General features: G+C 58.2%; 20 protein-coding genes. 6 read left to right on the top strand and 14 right to left on the bottom strand.

Features of this window, described 5'->3' with window-relative positions; translation table 11 throughout:
* Positions 1-5: 5 nt before the first annotated feature.
* Positions 6-1,019 (bottom strand): hypothetical protein, encoded by a 1,014-nt coding sequence (locus AC2FF7_RS15135; RefSeq protein ID WP_496905884.1) that lies wholly within the window; start codon positions 1,017-1,019, stop codon positions 6-8.
* Positions 1,020-1,167: 148 nt separating this feature from the next.
* Between AC2FF7_RS15135 and AC2FF7_RS15130 the strand changes: the two genes are divergently transcribed.
* Positions 1,168-2,103, top strand: a complete 936-nt coding sequence (locus AC2FF7_RS15130; RefSeq protein WP_480866024.1) for a DMT family transporter — start codon at positions 1,168-1,170, stop codon at positions 2,101-2,103.
* Positions 2,100-2,759 (top strand): sulfotransferase family 2 domain-containing protein, encoded by a 660-nt coding sequence (locus tag AC2FF7_RS15125; RefSeq protein WP_496905883.1) that lies wholly within the window; start codon positions 2,100-2,102, stop codon positions 2,757-2,759. The genes AC2FF7_RS15130 and AC2FF7_RS15125 overlap by 4 nt, the downstream gene beginning before the upstream one ends.
* An 83-nt stretch (positions 2,760-2,842) precedes the next feature.
* Here the strand turns inward: AC2FF7_RS15125 and AC2FF7_RS15120 are convergent, their stop codons facing one another.
* The 8 genes from AC2FF7_RS15120 to AC2FF7_RS15085 form a co-directional block, all read right to left on the bottom strand.
* Positions 2,843-5,044 (bottom strand): 3-hydroxyacyl-CoA dehydrogenase NAD-binding domain-containing protein, encoded by a 2,202-nt coding sequence (locus AC2FF7_RS15120; RefSeq protein ID WP_170354710.1) that lies wholly within the window; start codon positions 5,042-5,044, stop codon positions 2,843-2,845.
* Positions 5,041-5,526: a cupin domain-containing protein gene (locus AC2FF7_RS15115; RefSeq protein WP_170354709.1), complete on the bottom strand. Its 486-nt coding sequence runs from the start codon at positions 5,524-5,526 to the stop codon at positions 5,041-5,043. The genes AC2FF7_RS15120 and AC2FF7_RS15115 overlap by 4 nt, the downstream gene beginning before the upstream one ends.
* Positions 5,526-6,737, bottom strand: coding sequence for an acetyl-CoA C-acetyltransferase (locus tag AC2FF7_RS15110; RefSeq protein ID WP_496905882.1), 1,212 nt, complete (start codon positions 6,735-6,737; stop codon positions 5,526-5,528). Before AC2FF7_RS15110 ends, AC2FF7_RS15115 begins: the two co-directional genes overlap by 1 nt.
* Before the next feature lie 10 nt (positions 6,738-6,747).
* Positions 6,748-7,386, bottom strand: coding sequence for a glutathione S-transferase family protein (locus tag AC2FF7_RS15105; protein WP_170354707.1), 639 nt, complete (start codon positions 7,384-7,386; stop codon positions 6,748-6,750).
* Between the two features lie 79 nt (positions 7,387-7,465).
* Positions 7,466-7,678, bottom strand: a complete 213-nt coding sequence (locus AC2FF7_RS15100; protein ID WP_170354706.1) for a hypothetical protein — start codon at positions 7,676-7,678, stop codon at positions 7,466-7,468.
* Positions 7,679-7,731: 53 nt separating this feature from the next.
* Complete coding sequence (locus tag AC2FF7_RS15095; RefSeq protein WP_496905881.1) at positions 7,732-9,513, bottom strand: acyl-CoA dehydrogenase C-terminal domain-containing protein; 1,782 nt, start codon at positions 9,511-9,513, stop codon at positions 7,732-7,734.
* 50 nt (positions 9,514-9,563) lie between these two features.
* A complete protein-coding gene (locus tag AC2FF7_RS15090) occupies positions 9,564-9,965 on the bottom strand; it encodes a MerR family transcriptional regulator (RefSeq protein WP_170354704.1) in 402 nt (133 codons plus the stop codon).
* Positions 9,966-10,260: 295 nt separating this feature from the next.
* Positions 10,261-10,629, bottom strand: a complete 369-nt coding sequence (locus AC2FF7_RS15085) for a MerR family transcriptional regulator (protein ID WP_170354703.1) — start codon at positions 10,627-10,629, stop codon at positions 10,261-10,263.
* Between the two features lie 113 nt (positions 10,630-10,742).
* Here AC2FF7_RS15085 and AC2FF7_RS15080 point away from each other — a divergent pair, with 113 nt between their 5' ends.
* The 3 genes from AC2FF7_RS15080 to AC2FF7_RS15070 are packed head-to-tail and all read left to right on the top strand — an operon-like array spanning position 10,743 to position 13,003.
* Positions 10,743-11,162, top strand: coding sequence for a PaaI family thioesterase (locus AC2FF7_RS15080; protein ID WP_496905880.1), 420 nt, complete (start codon positions 10,743-10,745; stop codon positions 11,160-11,162).
* Entirely contained in the window at positions 11,162-11,680 is a 519-nt protein-coding gene (locus AC2FF7_RS15075) for a PaaI family thioesterase (RefSeq protein WP_496905879.1), read from the top strand. Before AC2FF7_RS15080 ends, AC2FF7_RS15075 begins: the two co-directional genes overlap by 1 nt.
* Positions 11,681-11,686: 6 nt before the next feature.
* Complete coding sequence (locus AC2FF7_RS15070) at positions 11,687-13,003, top strand: MATE family efflux transporter (RefSeq protein WP_496905878.1); 1,317 nt, start codon at positions 11,687-11,689, stop codon at positions 13,001-13,003.
* Here AC2FF7_RS15070 and arsC read toward each other — a convergent pair.
* From arsC to AC2FF7_RS15050, 4 genes are read right to left on the bottom strand one after another with little or no spacing between them, the layout of a single operon-like run.
* On the bottom strand, positions 13,000-13,341 hold the full coding sequence (arsC, locus tag AC2FF7_RS15065) for an arsenate reductase (glutaredoxin) (RefSeq protein ID WP_496905877.1): 342 nt from the start codon (positions 13,339-13,341) through the stop codon (positions 13,000-13,002). The genes AC2FF7_RS15070 and arsC overlap by 4 nt on opposite strands.
* Positions 13,338-14,396, bottom strand: coding sequence for a quinone-dependent dihydroorotate dehydrogenase (locus AC2FF7_RS15060; protein WP_496905876.1), 1,059 nt, complete (start codon positions 14,394-14,396; stop codon positions 13,338-13,340). The genes arsC and AC2FF7_RS15060 overlap by 4 nt, the downstream gene beginning before the upstream one ends.
* Entirely contained in the window at positions 14,393-14,824 is a 432-nt protein-coding gene (locus AC2FF7_RS15055; protein ID WP_480866011.1) for a DUF1330 domain-containing protein, read from the bottom strand. Before AC2FF7_RS15055 ends, AC2FF7_RS15060 begins: the two co-directional genes overlap by 4 nt.
* Entirely contained in the window at positions 14,821-15,159 is a 339-nt protein-coding gene (locus AC2FF7_RS15050; RefSeq protein ID WP_170782747.1) for a DUF952 domain-containing protein, read from the bottom strand. The genes AC2FF7_RS15055 and AC2FF7_RS15050 overlap by 4 nt, the downstream gene beginning before the upstream one ends.
* Before the next feature lie 108 nt (positions 15,160-15,267).
* Between AC2FF7_RS15050 and AC2FF7_RS15045 the strand changes: the two genes are divergently transcribed.
* Positions 15,268-16,845 (top strand): bifunctional metallophosphatase/5'-nucleotidase, encoded by a 1,578-nt coding sequence (locus AC2FF7_RS15045; protein ID WP_480866008.1) that lies wholly within the window; start codon positions 15,268-15,270, stop codon positions 16,843-16,845.
* A gap of 50 nt (positions 16,846-16,895) precedes the next feature.
* Here AC2FF7_RS15045 and AC2FF7_RS15040 read toward each other — a convergent pair whose 3' ends face one another.
* Entirely contained in the window at positions 16,896-18,548 is a 1,653-nt protein-coding gene (locus tag AC2FF7_RS15040) for a tetratricopeptide repeat-containing sulfotransferase family protein (protein WP_480866006.1), read from the bottom strand.
* Positions 18,549-18,566 lie beyond the last annotated feature (18 nt).

Here is an 18,566-nt window from a genome sequence, read left to right as displayed (position 1 = left end):
TCGGATCATCCGCCGCAGATATTCTGCAGCCGGACCCAATCGCGGTCCGGCAGGACCTGCTGTTGGGGACGTCCTGCCATTGGGTCAGCCTCGATCAGGCCTAACACCGTTTCACCGGTTACATCCTTGGCATAGGCAAAAGGTGTCGAGGGCAGAGCGGCTTGGGCAAAGACCTCCAGAAGGTCATCATCCGGCAGGGAAGGGCGGGGCTCTGACAGGACCTCTTCGGTATAGGCATCCACGATGTCTGGGGTCAGTTCGCCGGTTGTCAGCAGTCTAAAGGCAGTGCCTGCTCCGGTGCGGTTCAGCAGATCCTCAAGTGGATCCTGCGCCTGCGTTCGTGCGCGTTCTGCAATGATGTACCCGGCGGCAACCGAGGGATCCTCGTGATCTTCGACTAGCGCCCGGTTTAACAACACGATCCCGCCCGGCAGGCTGAGACTGCTTTGCACGCCCGCCGGAAGGATGACGACTTCGCGTACACCTGTGCGTGCGGCCAGTTGATCTAACGCCTCTTGCGCATCTTCGGACGTGCAGGCCCGCCCCGATACTCGCTCGATCCGGTCAAGGATTGCACCACCGATATCATGCCGTTTGATCTCGGGAACAACCGAGACCACGTGGTTCTGAAGCGCAACCGGAACCCAAAGCAAAAGCAAGGCCAGAACAGCGACAATGACACCCGCCACGCTGAGCCACCGCAAACGCCCGGGATGCGGGCGCGCGCGGTCGATGGCGCGTTGCAAACGGTCTATCGCCTCGATCATGGTGGTTTCGGTTTCTTCCAGCTCCAGCGTCTCGTCCGGGTCGCCATCGGGGTTGAAGACCGCCGGATAACCACCCGGATTCTGCCGTTCCAGCGCCGCCAGGGACCAATGTGTCAGCGCCTTGTCATTGAAATCCGAGATTGTCAGTGTGGCTTCGCCGATGGAAACCACTACCTCGCGCCGTTGAACGTCGGGCGAAGGACGCCACAGACCGGTGGCCTCGATCCGTTGGTACTGTTTCAGGGCCGTCATCACGGTGAGAACTGCTCATTATTGATTGAGGTCAGTTTAGCACGCAAAAATCCAGTGGCGCAAACCTGTTGCGCCTGGTTCTGTAAATGTGCTGGATGGTGCAGGGCCTTGGGGGCAAGGCTTTATTGGTTTAACAACAAGGCATACCATGTCGCCCGACACGCAGACCTCACCGATCTTGGCCTCGATCCTGATGATAAGCTCGATGGCGATCATTGGGGTGGTGGATAATGTGGTGATCTTGTTGGCCGAGACGATCGGCCTTTGGCAGTTCCACCTAAGCCGCGCCGCGTTGATGCTGCCGTTGATCGTAGGATTGTCGCTATTGGGTTTCGGGAAGTTGCGCCCAAATCGTCTGGGGCCTGTGATGTTGCGCAGTGTGCTGATCACGTTGGCGATGTTATTCTATTTTGGCGCGTTGGCCCTGATGCCCATTGCACAGGCCTTGGCGGGGCTGTTTACCTCGCCGATCTTTGTGCTTCTGATATCGACGCTGGCGCTGGGGCAAAAGATCGGGCCCTGGCGTATTTTCGCTGTTTTTCTGGGGTTCACCGGCATTTTATGCGTACTGCAACCGAACCCGTATGAGTTCGATGTAAAGACGCTGTTACCTGTCGCCGGGGGGCTGTTCTATGCGCTGAGCGCTGTTATCACGCGCAGTCACTGCGCAGGGGAAAGTACCGTCGCTCTATTAGCGGCCATGGTCGTCACTTTGGGGTTGGCGGGGGCAACGGGTGTGATCGCCTTGACGGTGTTTCCTCTGACATCGCCTGAAGGGCCGGAGGGGTTCGTCACGCGCGGATGGGTTTGGCAGATGCAACCTGCTATCCCCTGGATTGTCGTTCAGGCCGTTGGATCGACAATCGCCGTTTTCATGCTGATCAGAGCCTATCAGATCGGAGAGCCGTCCTATGTCGCGGTATTCGAATACTCGGTCATGATTTTTGGCCCCCTGTTCGCCTGGGTTGCCTTTGGCCAGTCGATCGGCGTTATGCAGATCGCAGGGATTGCCCTGATCGCGACGGCGGGCGCCGTATTGGGCTGGAGAGCCGGGCGCACATCCCCCGAGAACGCCATCGCATGATCATTTCCAGGGGTCGGCGATACGTGTTTGTTCATATCCCCAAAAGCGGAGGGACATCGCTGTCTTTGGCTTTGGAAGACCGGGCTATGAAAGATGACATCCTTGTGGGCGATACACCCAAGGCGCTGCGACGCCGCAAGCGGTTAAAGGCGATGACGGGCGCAGAACGTCTCAGGAAACACGGCGTTTTGTCTGATATCGACGGGATAGTATCCGCGGACGAACTTCGGTCGATGTTCACCTTCACTCTGGTTCGGAATCCTTGGGACCGGATGGTCAGCTACTATCACTGGTTAAGGGATCAAACCTTCGAACACCCGGCAGTCGGCCTGGCCCGCAAACTGCCGTTCACAGAGTTCGTTCTGCACGCTGATACAGCGCAGTCTTTCGCAGCCAACCCGGCGCGACGCTATATGACTCTGGCGAACGGGGTCGAGCACTGCAGCGCGTATATCCGTTTGGAACAGTTCGAGAAAGACGCCGAGCCTTTGTTTGAACATCTCGGGTTCAGGCTGTCGCTGCCACAATCGAACCGTTCAGACCGTGTTGCAGATTACCGAGGTTATTTCACGCCAACGACACGCGCCGCTGTTGCTGCGACGTGTGCCGAAGATATCGAAAGGTTCGGCTACGGCTTTGATGATTTCGGGATATGATCACGGGTTGATTTGACGTCAACATTGCGCCAACCCGCAGACAGGAAAACTGGCGCATGCAGAACATGCGCCAGTTTTTTAGTTCAGGCTGCTTTCGCTTCGGGGTCGAAGCGGCCGTAGAAGGTCTGGCCTTTCTCGGCCATCTCGCGCAGTAGCGGCGGGCAGGCGAACCGATCACCGTATTTCGCCGTCAGTTGGTCGCAACGCTCGGCCGCATAAGGTGCGCCGATGATGTCAACCCAGCTGAGCGGACCACCGGACCAGGGCGCAAAGCCCCAAGCCAGGATCGCGCCAACATCGGCCTCGCGGATGTCTTCCACTACGCCTTCTTCCAGCGCACGGACGGCTTCCAGAACCTGAGCGAACATCAGGCGTTCCTGAACTTCGATCAGATCGGGCTGGTCCTCGGCCAGCGGGAATTTGTCCTGCAGACCTTTCCAGTATCCCTGACGCTTGCCCTTTTCGTCATAGTCAAAGAAACCGGCCTTGGACTTGCGGCCCAGACGCCCCTGTTCTTCCATCCAGAAGATCAGATCGTCGGCGCTGCTTGCCGGATAGGCATCGCCCATCGCGGCCTTGGTGGCGCGGGCGATCTTGGCCCCCAGATCGATCGAGGTTTCATCGGTCAGGGTAATTGGTCCCACCGGGAAGCCTAGCTGACGTGCGGCGTTGTCGACCAGCACGGGGCTGACACCTTCGGTCACCATACGCGCGCCTTCGTTCAGGTAGGGGATGATGCAACGGTTGCAGTAGAAGAACCGCGCGTCGTTGACTACGATGGGCGTTTTGCGGATCTGGCGCACATAATCCAGCGCTTTGGCAACCGCACGATCACCAGTTTCCTTGCCCTTAATGATCTCGACCAGCAGCATCTTCTCGACCGGCGAGAAGAAGTGGATACCAATGAACTGATCAGGACGCACGCTGGCCTTGGCCAAATCGGTGATCGGCAGGGTCGATGTGTTCGAGGCAAAGATGCAGTCGTCCGAGATAATCGCCTCGACCTTTTTGGTCATGTCGGCTTTGACGGCGGGGTCTTCGAATACGGCTTCGATGATCAGATCGCAGCCTTTCAGCTTCTCCAGATCAGGTGTCGGAGTGATCAGGCCCAGCATAACGTCTTTCTTGTCTTCTGAGATCTTCCCCCGCTTGACCGACTTGTCCAGATAGGTCTCGGAATACGCTTTCCCTTTGTCCGCGGCAGCCTGATCGCGGTCAATCAGGACAACCTCCATACCGGCTTGGATCGAGACCAGCGCGATACCGGCCCCCATCATACCTGCACCCAGAACACCGACTTTCCTGACCGACTGATCGGGGATTCCGGCAGGGCGCACGGCGCCTTTGTCCAGTGCCTCTTTGTTCAAGAACAGCGAGCGGATCATTGCACCTGATGACGGGTTCATCAGCACAGTGGTGAACCAGCGAGCCTCGATCCGCAGGGCGGTGTCGAAATCGACCAGCGCGCCTTCATAAACCGCGCTCAGCAAAGCCTTGGCTGCTGGGTAAGCACCCTGAGTTTTGCCGTGCACCATCGCAGAGGCACCGACGAAGTTCATGAAACCGGCTGGGTGGTAGGGGGCACCACCGGGCATCTTGTACCCTTTGGCGTCCCAAGGTTTGACCAGATCAGTCTCCTTGGCGTTCAGAACCCACTCTTTCGCGGCGGCCATGGGGTCGGCGGCGATCTCGTCGATATAGCCAGCACCTTTGGCTTTTTTGACGTCCAGCATCTTGCCTTCCAGCAACAGCGGCGCTGCAGCAATCGTACCCATCTTGCGGATCATGCGCGTGGTGCCGCCTGCGCCGGGGAAGATGCCGACCATGATTTCCGGCAGGCCGTATTTGGCTTTGGGATCTTCACCGGCAAAGATGCGGTGGGTCGACAGGGGCAGTTCCATGCCGATCCCGGCGGCGGTGCCGGGCAGAACGGCTGCAATCGGCTTGCCGCCCTTCTTGGTTTTGAAGTCCATGCCTGCCAATTCAATCTTACGCAGCAGGGCGTGAATTTTCATCGTGCCTTCGAACAGGCCTTTGGCGGGATCGTCACCGGCCTCTTCCTTCATCACGGCCAACAGGTTCAGGTCCATGCCGCCGGCAAAGGAACCCTTCTTGCCCGAGGTGATGATGATGCCTTTGATCTCGTCATCGGCCAGCGCCTGATCGATACAGGCGTCCAGTTGCGTCAGTCCGTCAAAGGACATCACGTTCATTGATTTGCCGGGAACATCCCAGGTAATCGTGCCGACTCCGTCGGCGTCTTTGGTCAGGGTAAACTCGGTCATCCGTCGTCTCCAATCTGGTCAGCCGTCAGCGGGCTGCCGTCTTTCCGGGTGAAGGATTCGCCATCTGCGTCGTCCTTCACCATCATGTCGATATCGCTATAAAAGCCGGTCTCGGTCGGGGTCCGCGTGCCCACCACCAGAAAGGTCGCGGGCGCATCGGTTTTGTTTACAAGGTGGTGGCCGTTGGGCTCACCTGCGGGCCAGGCCGCACAATCACCGGGCTGCATCTCATGCTCACCATCGTCGTCGATCAGGGTGCAGATGCCGGAAAGCACAATGGCGAACTCGTCCTGCTCCATGTGGTAGTGCCGCAGCGAGGACATCCCCGCAGGCTCCAACCGCACGATGTTGACCCCATATTGGGTCAGACCGCCCGCATCCCCCAGCCGCTGAACGAAACGACCTGCGGTCGCCTCGGCCAGCTTGCCAGGATAGGACGATCCCCCAATAAACGGGATCTGAGAGAGATCCAGCTTGGGCATCAGACCCGCTCGATGATGGTCGCGGCACCCATGCCCGACGCAATGCAGAGCGTGGCCAGACCGGTTTCTTTGTCCTGCCGCTCCAGCTCGTCCAACAGAGTACCGATGATCATCGCGCCAGTTGCACCCAGCGGGTGACCCATCGCAATCGAGCCGCCATTGACGTTAACCAGCTCTGGGTCCACATCAAATGCTTGCTGGAACCGCAACACGACCGAAGCGAAGGCTTCGTTCACTTCGAACAGGTCTAAATCCGAAATCCGCATGCCGTTGTCGGCCAAGATTTTCTGGGTCACCGGAACCGGGCCAGTCAGCATGATGGTCGGGTCCAAACCGATCTTGGCAGTGGCCTTGATCCGTGCGCGCGGTTTGATGCCGTGCTTTTCACCGAATTCCTTGTTGCCGATCAGAACGGCCGCAGCCCCGTCCACGATGCCCGAGCTGTTGCCCGCGTGGTGGATGTGGTTGATCTTTTCCAGGTGCGGGTATTTCAGCAGGGCGACTTTGTCGAAGCCCGGCATCTGCTCGCCCATCATCTGGAAGGCGGGGTTCAGGCCGCCGAGGCTCTGCATGTCGGTGCCGGGGCGCATGTATTCGTCATGGTCCAGAATGGTCAGGCCGTTGCGGTCTTTGACGGGGACAATCGACTTGGCAAAGCGGCCTTCTTCCCACGCCTGCGCGGCGCGGCGCTGCGACTCCATCGCCAGCTGGTCTGCCTGATCGCGGCTGAAGCCGTATTCGGTCGCGATGATGTCCGAGGAAATCCCCTGCGGCACGAAATACGTGTCCATCGCCAGCGACGGATCAACGGCAATCGCCGCACCGTCCGACCCCATGGCCACGCGGCCCATCATCTCGACGCCGCCGGCGATGTAGCCGTCACCGGCACCGCCTTTGATCTGGTTGGCGGCCAGGTTCACAGCTTCCATGCCCGAGGCGCAGAAGCGGTTGATGGCCAGACCGGGGATCGATTCATCCAAATCCGATGCCAGAACTGCAGAACGGGCCAGACAGCCGCCCTGTTCCATCACCTGCGTGACGTTGCCCCAGATCACGTCTTCAACGGCGTGGCCTTCCAGGTTGTTACGCTCTTTCATTGCGTTAAGGGCGACGGCGGACAGTCGCACCGAGGTTACCTCGTGCAGGCTGCCATCCTTGCGGCCCTTTCCGCGCGGTGTGCGCAGGGCGTCATAGATGTAAGCTTCGGTCATGATGCTCTCCTTAAGCTCGATCCGGCACTTGGCCGGGCATCAGGTCGTAGGGGTGTTGCCAACCCGGCTGTTCAGACAGCCGCGTCAGCCATTTGTCGATATTGGGCCATTCGGAACGGTCAAAACCGAAGGGCTCGGGGTAATACAGGTATCCGCAGCAGCTGAGATCGGCGTTAGTCACGCCGTCGCCCACGATCCAGTCGCGGCCATCCAGATGTGCGTTCAGAATTTGATAGGCCGACTTCAAACGGCCCTGATTAAAGGCAATGACGTCAGCATTCCGATGCTCTGCGGGAAGGAAATTCATCAAAAATCGTGTCATTCCAGCTCCTGAGCTGAGCTTGTGATTGTCCCACAAAACCCAGCGCAGAACTTCGTACCGCTCAGCGTGAGAATTACCACCAAACTTTCCGGTCTTTTCGGTCACATACGCTTGAATGGCACCAGACTGGCTGGTGCTGAAATCACCGTCCACCAAGACGGGCGCTTCGCCCATCGCGTTGACATTCGCCCTGTATTCCGGTGTGCGGGTCTGGCCGTTAAAGAAATCAACTTCGATTGGCTCCCAGTCCAACCCGGACATCTCCAAAGCCAGCGCAGCCTTGTAAGAGTTTCCGCTGACGCTGAAACAGTGCAGTTTGATGGTCATCCTTAGCCTCCCTTGACGTATGCCCGACCGAGTGGTGCCGTTGGCTTTCGCCCGCCCTTTGTCGGGCGGTCGCGGTTCTTTAACGTTTGCGCGCTTCGAGTTCCGAATTGAAGATACGCAAGCGGTGCGTCAGGTTCTCCTCGTGAATGACGCTGTTGAAGTTTTCAAACAGGAAAGACAGTGCTTCGCCTTCGTCCAGACCGGCCTCGCGGGAAAAGGCCCTGAGGCGGCGATATCCATCTTCGGTCATGGCAACCGGGAAACGGCGGGTCAGTCGAAAACGTTTCGGCATGTCTATCCTTTCGAAAACCCGGCTGCGGGAACAGCCCCGCAGCCGGTTTCAGATCAGAAGCTTGCCGCCTCGAGCGCCATGACGGTGTCGGCACCGGTCTGAATGCGTGCAAGGTGCAGCGCAGTAGCCGGCAGGCGACGGGCCATGTAGAACTGACCGGTGGCAATCTTGGTCTCGTAGAACTCGGTATCCGAGGTGCCGCCGTCAAGGGCTGCATAAGCCGCTTTTGCCATTTGTGCCCACATCAGGCCCAGGCAGACATGGCCGAACATGTGCATGAAGTCGTTCGAACCGGCCAGCGCGTGGTTGGGGTTCTTGGCGCCGTTCTGCATGAAGTACATGCCAGCTGCCTGCAGATCCTTCGAGGCCGCCTTGAGCGGTTCGATGAACGCCTTGTCCAGCGCTTCGTTCTGGCCACCGTTTTCCTTGCAGAAATTCTTGACCATCTCGAAGAAGGCCATCACGTGCTTGCCGCCATCCGTGGCCAGCTTACGACCCACAAGGTCCAGCGCCTGAACGCCGTTTGCACCTTCGTAGATCATCGCGATGCGGGCGTCGCGGGTATACTGCGACATGCCCCATTCCTCGATATAACCGTGGCCGCCGTAGACCTGCTGTGCCTTGACGGTCATGTCATAGCCTTCATCGGTCAGGAAACCCTTGATGACCGGCGTCAGCAGCGAGATCAGGCCGTCCGCATCCTTGTCATGCGAGCGATGCGCCTTGTCGATCATCGTGGCACCCCACAGGGCAAACGCACGCGCGCCTTCGGTAAAGCTTTTCTGATCCATCAGGCTGCGGCGGATGTCGGGGTGGACTATCAGCGGATCGGCCGGACCATCGGGGTTCTTGGCGCCGGTTACATCACGACCCTGCAGGCGGTCCTTGGCATATTCTACCGCGTTCTGATAGGCAGCCTCGGCCTGTGCCAGACCCTGCATACCTACACCCAGACGCGCTTCGTTCATCATGGTGAACATGGCACGCATACCTTTGTGCAGGTCGCCCAGCAGGAAGCCGGTGGCTTCGTCATAGTTCATCACACAGGTCGAGTTGCCATGGATGCCCATTTTCTCTTCGACTTTGCCGACCGAAACGCCGTTGCGTTCGCCCAGCGAGCCGTCTTCGTTGACGATGAACTTGGGCACGATGAACAGCGATACGCCCTTGATGCCCTCGGGGCCGCCGGGGATTTTGGCCAGAACCAGATGGATGATATTGTCGGCCATGTCGTGGTCACCGGCCGAGATAAAGATCTTCTGACCCGACACCTTATAGCTGCCATCGTCCTGCGGTTCAGCTTTGGTGCGCATCAGGCCCAGATCGGTGCCGCAATGCGGTTCGGTCAGGTTCATGGTGCCGGTCCACTCGCAGCTGACCATGTTGGGCAGGTAGGTCGCTTTCTGCTCGTCGGTGCCGTGGGCCAGAATGGCCGAGGCCGCGCCATGGGTCAGGCCCTGATACATGGTGAACGCCTGGTTCGAGGATGAGAACATCTCACCCACCGCACTGCCGATCACGTAGGGCATGTTCTGGCCGCCGAACTCTTCGGGCATGTCCAGACCGGTCCAGCCACCTTCTTTGACTTGCTCGAAAGCGTCTTTGAACCCTGTAGGGGTGTAAACGACACCATTTTCGTGGCGAACGCCTTCAGTATCGCCAACCACGTTCAGCGGATGCAGAACGTTTGATGAAATCTTGCCTGCTTCTTCCAGCACGGCAGCGGTGAAATCCGCGTCCAGTTCGTCGTAACCGGGAATGTCCGATACCGATACGTTCAGCACTTCGTGCAGGATGAATTGCATGTCTTTGGTTGGCGCGTTGTAGACGGGCATTTGAAGCTCCCTTTAAAATTCGAATGTCCGGTGATTGGGACCGCCGGGATTTACTCGGCGGCCTTTTTGTCGTTTTTCATCGAGGCGATCACTTTCTCGCCCCAACGCAACTGTTCTTTCAGATCGTCGATCGCCTGGGTCAGTTCTTCCCGGCGTGCTTCCATGTCGGCTAAGCGTTCACGGGCGATCTCAAATGTGCGGGTCATCTGGGTCATCTGCTGATCACCCACATGATAAAGGTCCAGCAACTGCCGGATTTCCTCGAGGCTGAACCCAAAACGCTTACCGCGCAGGATCAGTTTCAGACGGGCGCGGTCACGTTTGGTGAACAGACGTTTCTGTCCTTCACGGATCGGGAACAGCAGTTCCTTGGCCTCGTAAAACCGCAAAGTTCGCGGCGTGACATCATAAGTCTCGCACATTTCACGAATGGTCATCAGATCTTCGGTCATGGCTTCAGCACTCTTGTTCACTGGCGTTGATGTGGTTCAGTTGCGCAGTTTGTGCGCCACTTACAACACGGAGATGGCGTTCGCGTAATCCAAACGCTACGTCACAAATAAGTTGACGTAACTTCCGTTTGCGTCAAGTGGATTTGAGGCTGGGCGGTCGTAACGTCACGTCACGAATAGTGTCGGAAACAACCAGATTGGGGCGTGGAGGCGCAACAAAATAACCCTGCCAGTCAACAGCGCGACAGCAGGGTCGAAAGGAATAGCACTATATCGAAGGGCTGGGTGGCCGCGATCAGTTCAGGGATTTCGCGGTCTGATCGCGCATCTGTTTCAAGGCGTCGATCGCATCGTCAAGCTGTTGTTTCTGTGAATTCAGCTCGATCAGTTGAAGGTCAGCCATCTCGACAAACGTCTTCATCTGCGCCTGATTCCCCTGATCTTCATAGATCAGCAACCACTGCCGGATGTCTTCCAGAGGGAACCCGTATTTGCGCCCCCGCATGATCAACGTCATACGCGCACATTCGCGCGGACCGTAAAACCGCGAGCGGCCTTCACGATCAGGCTGCAAAAGCTCGATATATTCATAGTAACGCAGGGTGCGCGGGGTCACATCGAACTCGGCACACATCTCTTTGAATGACAAACGGTCGTCGGACATTCCTGATCTCCTCTGCGGCAGCCTATGACCTGTCGGCTTCAAGCGCAACAGGCGGGCTTGCTCTTTTGCGGGTCACACGCTCATAAAGGGATAAATCAAGAGGACACAAGCAGATGGTCGACAAAGCCGCTATCGCGCGCCGGTTCATCGAAGCGATTCCGCATGCTCGCGCGTTGGGTATGAAGCTGAACAAAATCGGGAATGGCGAGGCTGAAATAACGATGCCGTATAATGCCGAACTGGTCGGCGATCCACGCACTGGCGTCATTCACGGAGGTGCGGTTTTTGCAGTACTAGATACGTGCTGCGGAGCCGCCGTCATGAGCCATCCTGCCGCCCCCGGCGGTACGGCTACGATTGACCTGAGAATAGACTATATGAGGGCTGCGACGCCGGGTCAGAGCATCACGACCTACGCTACGTGCTACCACTTGACCCGCAATGTCGCCTTTGTGCGCGCGACCGCGATGGACGAGGATCAGGAGTTGCCTGTTGCCACAGCCTCGGGGTCTTTCACGGTGGAGGGTTTGTGATGGCGCGGCAACGTCCCGAACCCATGCAGGTGGTCAAGCACAGGCGCGATGCGGCACTGAACGCGATCGTCGATGGTGTCCCCTACATCCGGTTCCTCAATATTGCCTTCGACCGGCGCGGGGACGAGCTGACCGGAGTGCTGAATTTTGACGAAAAGTTGATCGGAAATCCCCTGCTTCCAGCCCTGCACGGCGGGGTCACTGCCGCTTTTCTCGAAGTGACGGCCGTCATCACGCTGAGTTGGGAGTACTTCCTGCCCAGTATCGAAAGCGGTGAATTGGACGCCGATGCAATCGTCAAGGACGAGTCGATCCGGTTTCCAAAAACGGTCGACTTCACGGTCGACTATTTGCGATCGGGTTTGCCACGCGACGCCTATGCCCGTTCTTTTGTCAGCCGATCGGGGCGGCGTTATGCATCGGTTAGGGTCGAAGCGTGGCAGGACAACCACGCGCGTCCCTATGCGCAGGCATCGGGGCATTTCCTGATGCCGCAACCTAAGGCCAAGGATAGCTAGAACACCATGCAGGACGCTTCGGCACCTATAACGCATGGACGGGTGCTGAAGATTGCCCTTCCTATCGTGTTGTCAAACGCAACCGTTCCGATTTTGGGCGCGGTCGATACCGGCGTTGTGGGTCAGATGGGGCAGGCGGCACCCATCGGAGCCGTCGGCATGGGTGCTGTCATCCTGTCTGCGATCTATTGGATCTTCGGGTTTTTGCGCATGGGGACCACCGGCCTTGCAGCGCAGGCGCGCGGGGCGGGCGACACGGCCGAGACCGGAGCGCTGTTGATGCGCGGCCTGCTTCTGGGCGGTGCGGCGGGTCTTGTCTTTATCGTTACGCAAGTGTGGGTGTTCTGGGGGGCCTTCGCGCTGTCCCCGGCCAGTCCCGAGGTCGAGTCCCTGACTCGCGCATACCTTGAAATTCGTATCTGGGGTGCGCCCGCGACGATTGCGCTTTATGCCGTGACCGGCTGGTTGATTGCTATCGAGCGCACCCGTGGCGTGTTCCTTCTTCAGATCTGGATGAACGGGCTGAACATTCTGTTGGACCTATGGTTCGTTCTTGGGCTGGGATGGGGTGTCGAAGGTGTGGCTGTTGCGACTCTCATCGCCGAGTGGACCGGTCTGGCGTTGGGTCTATGGCTGTGCCGCAGCGCGTTTTCGGGTCGTCAATGGCGCGATTGGCCTCGGATTTTCGATTCGGCTCGCCTGCGTCGGATGGTTCAGGTGAATACAGATATCATGATCCGGTCGGTCCTGTTGACGGGCTCTTTCACCACCTTTCTGTTCGTGGGCTCGGATCTGGGCGACGTCAATCTGGCGGCCAATCAGGTCCTTCTGCAGTTTCTTGAGATCACCGCCTTTGCGCTGGACGGCTTTGCCTTTTCAGCCGAGGCACTGGTCGGCGGCGCGGTGGGGGCGCGGGACCGGTATCAGGTGCGGCGGGCTTCGGTCATGGCGTCGCAGTGGGGGGTAGGGGGTGCTTTCGCGCTGGGCGCGGTATTCTACCTTGCCGGGCCTGCGCTGATCGACCTTATGTCTACCTCTCCCGAGGTCCGTCTGGCCGCGCGAGAATACCTGATCTGGGCGGCGCTGGCCCCGGTGATCGGAGTGGCTAGCTGGATGTTCGACGGCATCTATATCGGGGCAACCTGGACGCGGGATATGCGCAACGCGATGATCCAGTCGGTTGCAATCTACGTGGTTGCCCTGTTCGTACTGGTGCCGACTCTGGGCAATCACGGCCTTTGGGCCGCGTTGATGGTTCTGAACATCGCGCGGGGATTGACCTTGGGCTGGCGCTATCCCCGGCTTGAGGCGCAGATCGCTTAAAGCAGGTCCAGCAGGTTCTCGGGCGGGCGGCCGATGGCGGCCTTGTCGCCATTGATCGCCAGAGGACGCTCGATCAGGATCGGGTGTTTCGCCATGGCCGCGATCAATGCGTCCTCTGACGTGGTTTTGGTCAGCCCGAGTTCCTTGAACTGTTTCTCGCCCGTTCGCATCATGTCGATGGCGGGTACGTTCAAAAGGGCCAGTGTTGCGCGCAACTCATTCGCCGAGGGCGCGTCTTCAAGGTATTTCCGCACCTCGACCTGCGCGCCTTTTTCCTCAAGCAACGCCAGCCCTGCGCGGGATTTGGAACAGCGGGGGTTGTGCCAATATTCGATCATAGCCAGTCCTCACGTTTGCTGCCCATAGCCTGTGCGACCGTGTCGAACCCGTCGCGCGCCAGAAGTTTGTCCAACCCTTGCGCGATCTCCGCGGCCAGTGAAATGCCGCCATAAACCATCGCCGTGTAGAACTGCACGGCAGAGGCTCCGGCGCAAATCTTGGCATAGGCCTGTTCCGCCGTACTGATCCCGCCAACACCGATCAGGGGGATCTGGCCGTCGGTCAACTGGCTCAATCTCGCCAATACGCGGGTGGATTTGTCGAACAGAGGTGCTCCGGACAGACCTCCGGCTTGATCCTTGTGAACACTGCGCAGACCGTCGCGGGACAGGGTGGTATTGGTGGCGATCACCGCATCCACGCCGGTTTCCCGAGCGACCTCGGCAATATCCTGCAGCTCGTCTTCGGTCAGATCGGGGGCGATCTTCAGGAACACAGGCAGGATGCGCGGTAGAGCATCGCGGGTCTCGATCACCCCAGCCAGCAACGCGCTTAGCGCGGCCTTGCCCTGCAGGTCGCGCAGTTTCTCGGTATTGGGGGACGAAACATTGACCGTCGCAAAATCCAGATGTGCCGCGCAATGGGCCAGCACCTTGGCAAAATCGCCGGGGCGGTCGTCGCTGTCCTTGTTTGCACCCAAGTTCAGGCCGATCACCGCGTCTTTGGGACGATCCGCCAGACGTTGGGCCATGACCTCCATGCCTTCGTTGTTGAAGCCAAAGCGGTTGATGGCGGCCTTGTCTTCGCTCAGGCGAAACAGGCGGGGTTTGGGGGTGCCGGGCTGCGGGCGCGGGGTCACGGCGCCGACCTCGATAAACCCGAAGCCCACGCGAGACAGGGGTGTCAGAACCTCGCCGTTCTTGTCGAACCCAGCGGCCAGCCCGACCGGGTTGGGCAGGTCAAGCCCAGCCACCTGCGTGCGCAATCGGGACGAGGTCACAGGACCGGGCGCAGGGGCAAGGCCCGCTTTCAACGCCTTTATCGACATCCCATGCGCGGCTTCCGGATCCATCCGGTGCAGGGCGGCAAGGCCCAGTTTCTCGGTCAGTTTCATCCGAAGCTCTCTCTGCTTTGGGTCGGAGCGCAACGGATCAGGCGCGACGTGTCCACCGCCGCCTGACGATGCACGACCGCTTTTTGGTAATCCGGGTCCGTGACCATTTCCATGAACGCATGGGCGGTGGGGTAGCGGGCGATAAAGACTGCGTCCCAAACCTCGTCCTGCGGGCCGATCAGGGTTGTTTGAAACGCGCCGCTCCATAGAATATGCGCGCCGATACGAGCGATGATCGGGGCGGTTTCGCTCCCGTAGTTGCGATAGGCCTGCGCGCCGGTCAGACCGGCATCGGCCAGATCGTGGTCATCCGGGTACGCGGCCTTGACGCGGAATTTCACCAGATTGAGCATCTCGATCGGATGATCACGGTCCAGATTCTTGAACGCCTCGAACTGAGCGCGCTCGGGGTCGACGTAGCGGGTCATTCCATCTCCTCGGGGAACTGGTGGGCCTGCCCGTCAAAAGGCAAAGGCTTGGCCCAATGCACATCCGTCATCCTGATCTGTCGGTAGAGATGCGGGAACAGCGCGCCCCCGCGCGAGACCTCCCATTTCAGGTCGTCACCCATCGCGCCGGCGTCGCAGGCCAACAGGGTCAGACCGTCGATCCCGGCGAAATGCTTGGCCGCTGTCTCGGCTGCTTGCTCGGCCGTCGAGAAATGGACATAGCCGTCTGCGACATCAATCGGAGCACCGTCCGTTGCCCCATCGGACTGCAAAGCGGCCCATTCGTCGGCCCGGAAAATCTTGTAAATCAGCATGGGGCCGTGATGCCTCGCACGGCGGGTAGAATCAAGCTGGATTTCCCCCTTTGACTCTTTGCGCGGCACGGCGCACGATCACGACAAATAACAATTGGGAGTTTGAACATGTTCACCCGCTTACTGACATCGGTCGCCGTTCTGGGCCTGACAGCAGGCATGGCAGCAGCCGAATATAAGCTGACGATCCTGCATACCAACGATTTCCACGCCCGGTTCGAACCCATCAACAAATATGACAGCGGCTGCAGCGCCGAAGACAATGCCGAAGGCGAGTGCTTTGGTGGCTCGGCCCGTTTGGTAACGGCAGTGAACGATGCCCGTGGCCGTGCCGAGAACTCGATCCTTGTGGATGGCGGAGACCAATTTCAGGGGTCCCTGTTCTATACCTATTACAAGGGCAAGGTCGCGGCTGAGTTCATGAACAAACTGAGTTATGACGCGATGACCGTGGGCAACCACGAATTCGACGACGGGCCCGAGGTTCTGCGCGGTTTCATCGACTCGGTCGATTTTCCAGTGCTGATGTCGAACGCCGATGTCAAAGACGAAGAGCTGCTGACCGACAAGATCAAGAAATCGACCGTGATTGAAGTGGGCGGGGAGAAAATCGGCCTGATCGGCCTGACCCCGGAAGACACCCATGATCTGGCCTCACCCGGCCCGAACATAACCTTCTCGGATCCGGTCCCGGCGGTGCAGGCCGAAGTTGACAGACTGACCGGCGAGGGGGTGAACAAGATCATCGTACTCAGCCATTCGGGCTTTGGCGTGGACCAACGCGTAGCCAGTGAAACAACCGGTGTCGATGTGATCGTGGGGGGACATTCCAACACGTATCTGTCCAACGTCTCGGACAAGGCGGCGGGTCCCTATCCAACCGTGGTGAACGGGGTCCAGATCGTTCAGGCCTATGCCTATGGCAAATTCCTGGGTGAGCTGAACGTGACCTTTGACGACGATGGCAATGTGGTCGAAGCCGCGGGCGAGCCGCTGATCATGGACAACACTGTGACCGAGGATCAGTCGGCGCTGGATCGCATCGCGGAACTGGCCGTGCCGCTGGACGAGATTCGCAACAAGGTTGTGGCAAGTGCTGCTGACGCGATTGAGGGCGACCGCGCTGTCTGCCGAGTGCAAGAATGCCAGATGGGCAATCTTGTAGCCGATGCCATGCTGGCCCGTGTTGCCGATCAGGGTGTGCAGATTGCAATTGCAAACTCGGGTGGTTTGCGTGCCTCGATTGATCCGGGTGACGTGACCATGGGCGAAGTGCTGACCGTGCTGCCGTTCCAGAACACGCTCTCAACCTTCCAGATCAGCGGTCAGGGCGTCATTGATGCGCTGGAAAACGGTGTGAGCCAGGTAGAAGAGGTCAAGGGCCGTTTCCCGCAAGTGGCCGGTATGACTTTCACATGGGATCCTGCGGTTGCGCCGAACGAAGGGCGTATCAGCGATGTGATGGTAGCCAAGGACGGGGGCTTTGTCCCGATTGACCCGGCGGCGACCTATCTTGTCGTGACCAACAACTATGTCCGTAATGGCGGCGACGGCTATGACATGTTCGAAGGCGATGACAAGAACGCCTATGATTATGGCCCGGACCTGGCGGATGTAACTGCTGAATATCTTGCGGAAAACGCGCCTTACACGCCGTACCTGGACGGGCGCATCAAGCAGAAGTAACCCGTTATACTATTGGAAAAGGCCGCGCCATGCTGCGCGGCCTTTTTTGGTCAGTCAAAATCGTATTCTGGCCAAAGCTCGGGATCGAGGCCCTGCAACATCGGCTGAAGGTGGTCGGATACGCTGCGCCAACCGCCGATCGACTTAGTTGAAATCTTCTTACGCACCTGATCGATGCTAGCCGTCCTGACCTGCTTGGTGTTTTCTTCCGGATGCATCATCGTCTCGGTCCACTCGAGGTCACAGAACGCAGCAACCTGTTGGCTGTAAGTCTTTGGGTCTTCGACCAGTTTTTCGTATTGGACTGTCAGTATTCGGTCGCCAAACACCGTGTTCCAATGCGTCATGTAGCGTCGATACATATTCGCGGTATGAGCGATCGCCTTTTGGTTTGAAGCATACCGCATTCCACCCGCTGGAAAGCGCCTGATCCATTTTGACAAACCGACGTCCCGCGGATCCCGAAGCATGTTAATGATCTTTGCGTTCGGAAAAGCTGCTAGCAAGAATCCAATTCGCTGGAAATTGTGTGGCATCTTGTCGACAAACGCGACCGATCCTTCTGGGATTGGGGGCATCAGGGCGCGAAAGTCCTGTGCGAACTCGCTTGCATTCTGCGAGCTGAAAGCATGAGACGCCTGCTCAAAATCACGCGAGAGATCGGCGGCCACCGTCAGCTCGCCACATCCTGCAACCCCGGGGGCAGAACTGAGCATCATCTCCATCAAGGTCGTACCCGAACGGGGCTGTCCCAGAACGAAGATTGGTACAGGGCGTTCGCTTATATCAGAGGATGGAAGATCGGTGTTTTCACGGAACTGCCCGGTGATCACTTCGAACTTTTGCTCTTCTGCCGCGAAATCGTACGGGATTGTTTCGTGTTGAATTGCGTTCGCGCGCTCGAATTGAGGCAGCGCAGCGTTAAGCCCCTGAGTTTTGGACAGCAAATGTGCCTTCGCAAATTCAAGCTCGGACAGCTTGTGTTCGCTATTTGCAATGGCTGTCTCAACCTTCTCGATTAAGTCGGGCGCACTGTCCTTGTTGGCCATTGTCGACAACTGAAGAAGTGAAAAAACGTGCTCGGGGTTTTGTGCTGTAATCTTACGCAGGATTTCACCGGCGGTTTCCTTGTCGCCGCTCTGGTGCAAATTGATTGCCTTTTGGAACGCGATGCTCTCGTCGTCCGGAGCAAGCTCGAAAGCTCGGGCAATGTCGCGCGTATTTTCTTCAACAAAGCCAATGCGCCCATAAGCTCTGGCGCGAGACGACAACAGGCTGGCATTGTCCGGGTCGCTCTCTAGCTTCTTGGTTGCGTTGTCGATGATGGCACGCCAGTTGCTGCCTTTAAGCTCAATTTCGTCAATAACCCGGCTCAGCTCTTTGTTATTGGGAAATTTCTGCAGTTTTTGCTCGGCATACTCCAATGCTTTTGGAATTTGCCCGGTCTGCATCAAAGCGTTTGCAAGGTTTTCCGCAAACTGGGGATCGTTTGGCTTTCGTTTGGATGCCTCAACGAAATGTGGAATGGATTTTCGATACTGTTTCAACTCGGTCAGGACAAACCCGGAAATGGCGTGAAAATCCGTGTCAGCCGGAAATTTCTTCAGACCCAACTGCGCCTTTTTCAGTGCCTGTTGAAGCTTGCCAGCCTCTAAAGCGGCCACAGCCTTGCCTTTTATGGTTTTCGCTGTTTGATTTTGCATGAGACCCCGTGAGAACCT

The sequence above is a fragment of the Ruegeria sp. YTSC325 genome, from assembly GCF_059609525.1.
Note: the sequence above shows the minus strand (reverse complement) of the source record. Positions and strands in the feature narration are given on the sequence as shown.

Excerpts from the sequence above, each read along its gene's own strand:
- AC2FF7_RS15135 (WP_496905884.1), bottom strand. The coding sequence starts at position 1,019 with ATGACGGCCCTGAAACAGTACCAACGGATCGAGGCCACCGGTCTGTGG.
- AC2FF7_RS15050 (WP_170782747.1), bottom strand. The coding sequence starts at position 15,159 with ATGCTGATTTACAAGATTTTCCGGGCCGACGAATGGGCCGCTTTGCAG.
- AC2FF7_RS15095 (WP_496905881.1), bottom strand. The coding sequence starts at position 9,513 with ATGCCCGTCTACAACGCGCCAACCAAAGACATGCAATTCATCCTGCAC.
- arsC (WP_496905877.1), bottom strand. The coding sequence starts at position 13,341 with ATGATCGAATATTGGCACAACCCCCGCTGTTCCAAATCCCGCGCAGGG.
- AC2FF7_RS15120 (WP_170354710.1), bottom strand. The coding sequence starts at position 5,044 with ATGACCGAGTTTACCCTGACCAAAGACGCCGACGGAGTCGGCACGATT.
- AC2FF7_RS15105 (WP_170354707.1), bottom strand. The coding sequence starts at position 7,386 with ATGACCATCAAACTGCACTGTTTCAGCGTCAGCGGAAACTCTTACAAG.
- AC2FF7_RS15070 (WP_496905878.1), top strand. The coding sequence starts at position 11,687 with ATGCAGGACGCTTCGGCACCTATAACGCATGGACGGGTGCTGAAGATT.
- AC2FF7_RS15090 (WP_170354704.1), bottom strand. The coding sequence starts at position 9,965 with ATGACCGAAGATCTGATGACCATTCGTGAAATGTGCGAGACTTATGAT.
- AC2FF7_RS15075 (WP_496905879.1), top strand. The coding sequence starts at position 11,162 with ATGGCGCGGCAACGTCCCGAACCCATGCAGGTGGTCAAGCACAGGCGC.
- AC2FF7_RS15130 (WP_480866024.1), top strand. The coding sequence starts at position 1,168 with ATGTCGCCCGACACGCAGACCTCACCGATCTTGGCCTCGATCCTGATG.
- AC2FF7_RS15045 (WP_480866008.1), top strand. The coding sequence starts at position 15,268 with ATGTTCACCCGCTTACTGACATCGGTCGCCGTTCTGGGCCTGACAGCA.
- AC2FF7_RS15055 (WP_480866011.1), bottom strand. The coding sequence starts at position 14,824 with ATGACCCGCTACGTCGACCCCGAGCGCGCTCAGTTCGAGGCGTTCAAG.
- AC2FF7_RS15080 (WP_496905880.1), top strand. The coding sequence starts at position 10,743 with ATGGTCGACAAAGCCGCTATCGCGCGCCGGTTCATCGAAGCGATTCCG.
- AC2FF7_RS15040 (WP_480866006.1), bottom strand. The coding sequence starts at position 18,548 with ATGCAAAATCAAACAGCGAAAACCATAAAAGGCAAGGCTGTGGCCGCT.
- AC2FF7_RS15060 (WP_496905876.1), bottom strand. The coding sequence starts at position 14,396 with ATGAAACTGACCGAGAAACTGGGCCTTGCCGCCCTGCACCGGATGGAT.
- AC2FF7_RS15115 (WP_170354709.1), bottom strand. The coding sequence starts at position 5,526 with ATGCCCAAGCTGGATCTCTCTCAGATCCCGTTTATTGGGGGATCGTCC.
- AC2FF7_RS15110 (WP_496905882.1), bottom strand. The coding sequence starts at position 6,737 with ATGACCGAAGCTTACATCTATGACGCCCTGCGCACACCGCGCGGAAAG.
- AC2FF7_RS15100 (WP_170354706.1), bottom strand. The coding sequence starts at position 7,678 with ATGCCGAAACGTTTTCGACTGACCCGCCGTTTCCCGGTTGCCATGACC.
- AC2FF7_RS15125 (WP_496905883.1), top strand. The coding sequence starts at position 2,100 with ATGATCATTTCCAGGGGTCGGCGATACGTGTTTGTTCATATCCCCAAA.
- AC2FF7_RS15085 (WP_170354703.1), bottom strand. The coding sequence starts at position 10,629 with ATGTCCGACGACCGTTTGTCATTCAAAGAGATGTGTGCCGAGTTCGAT.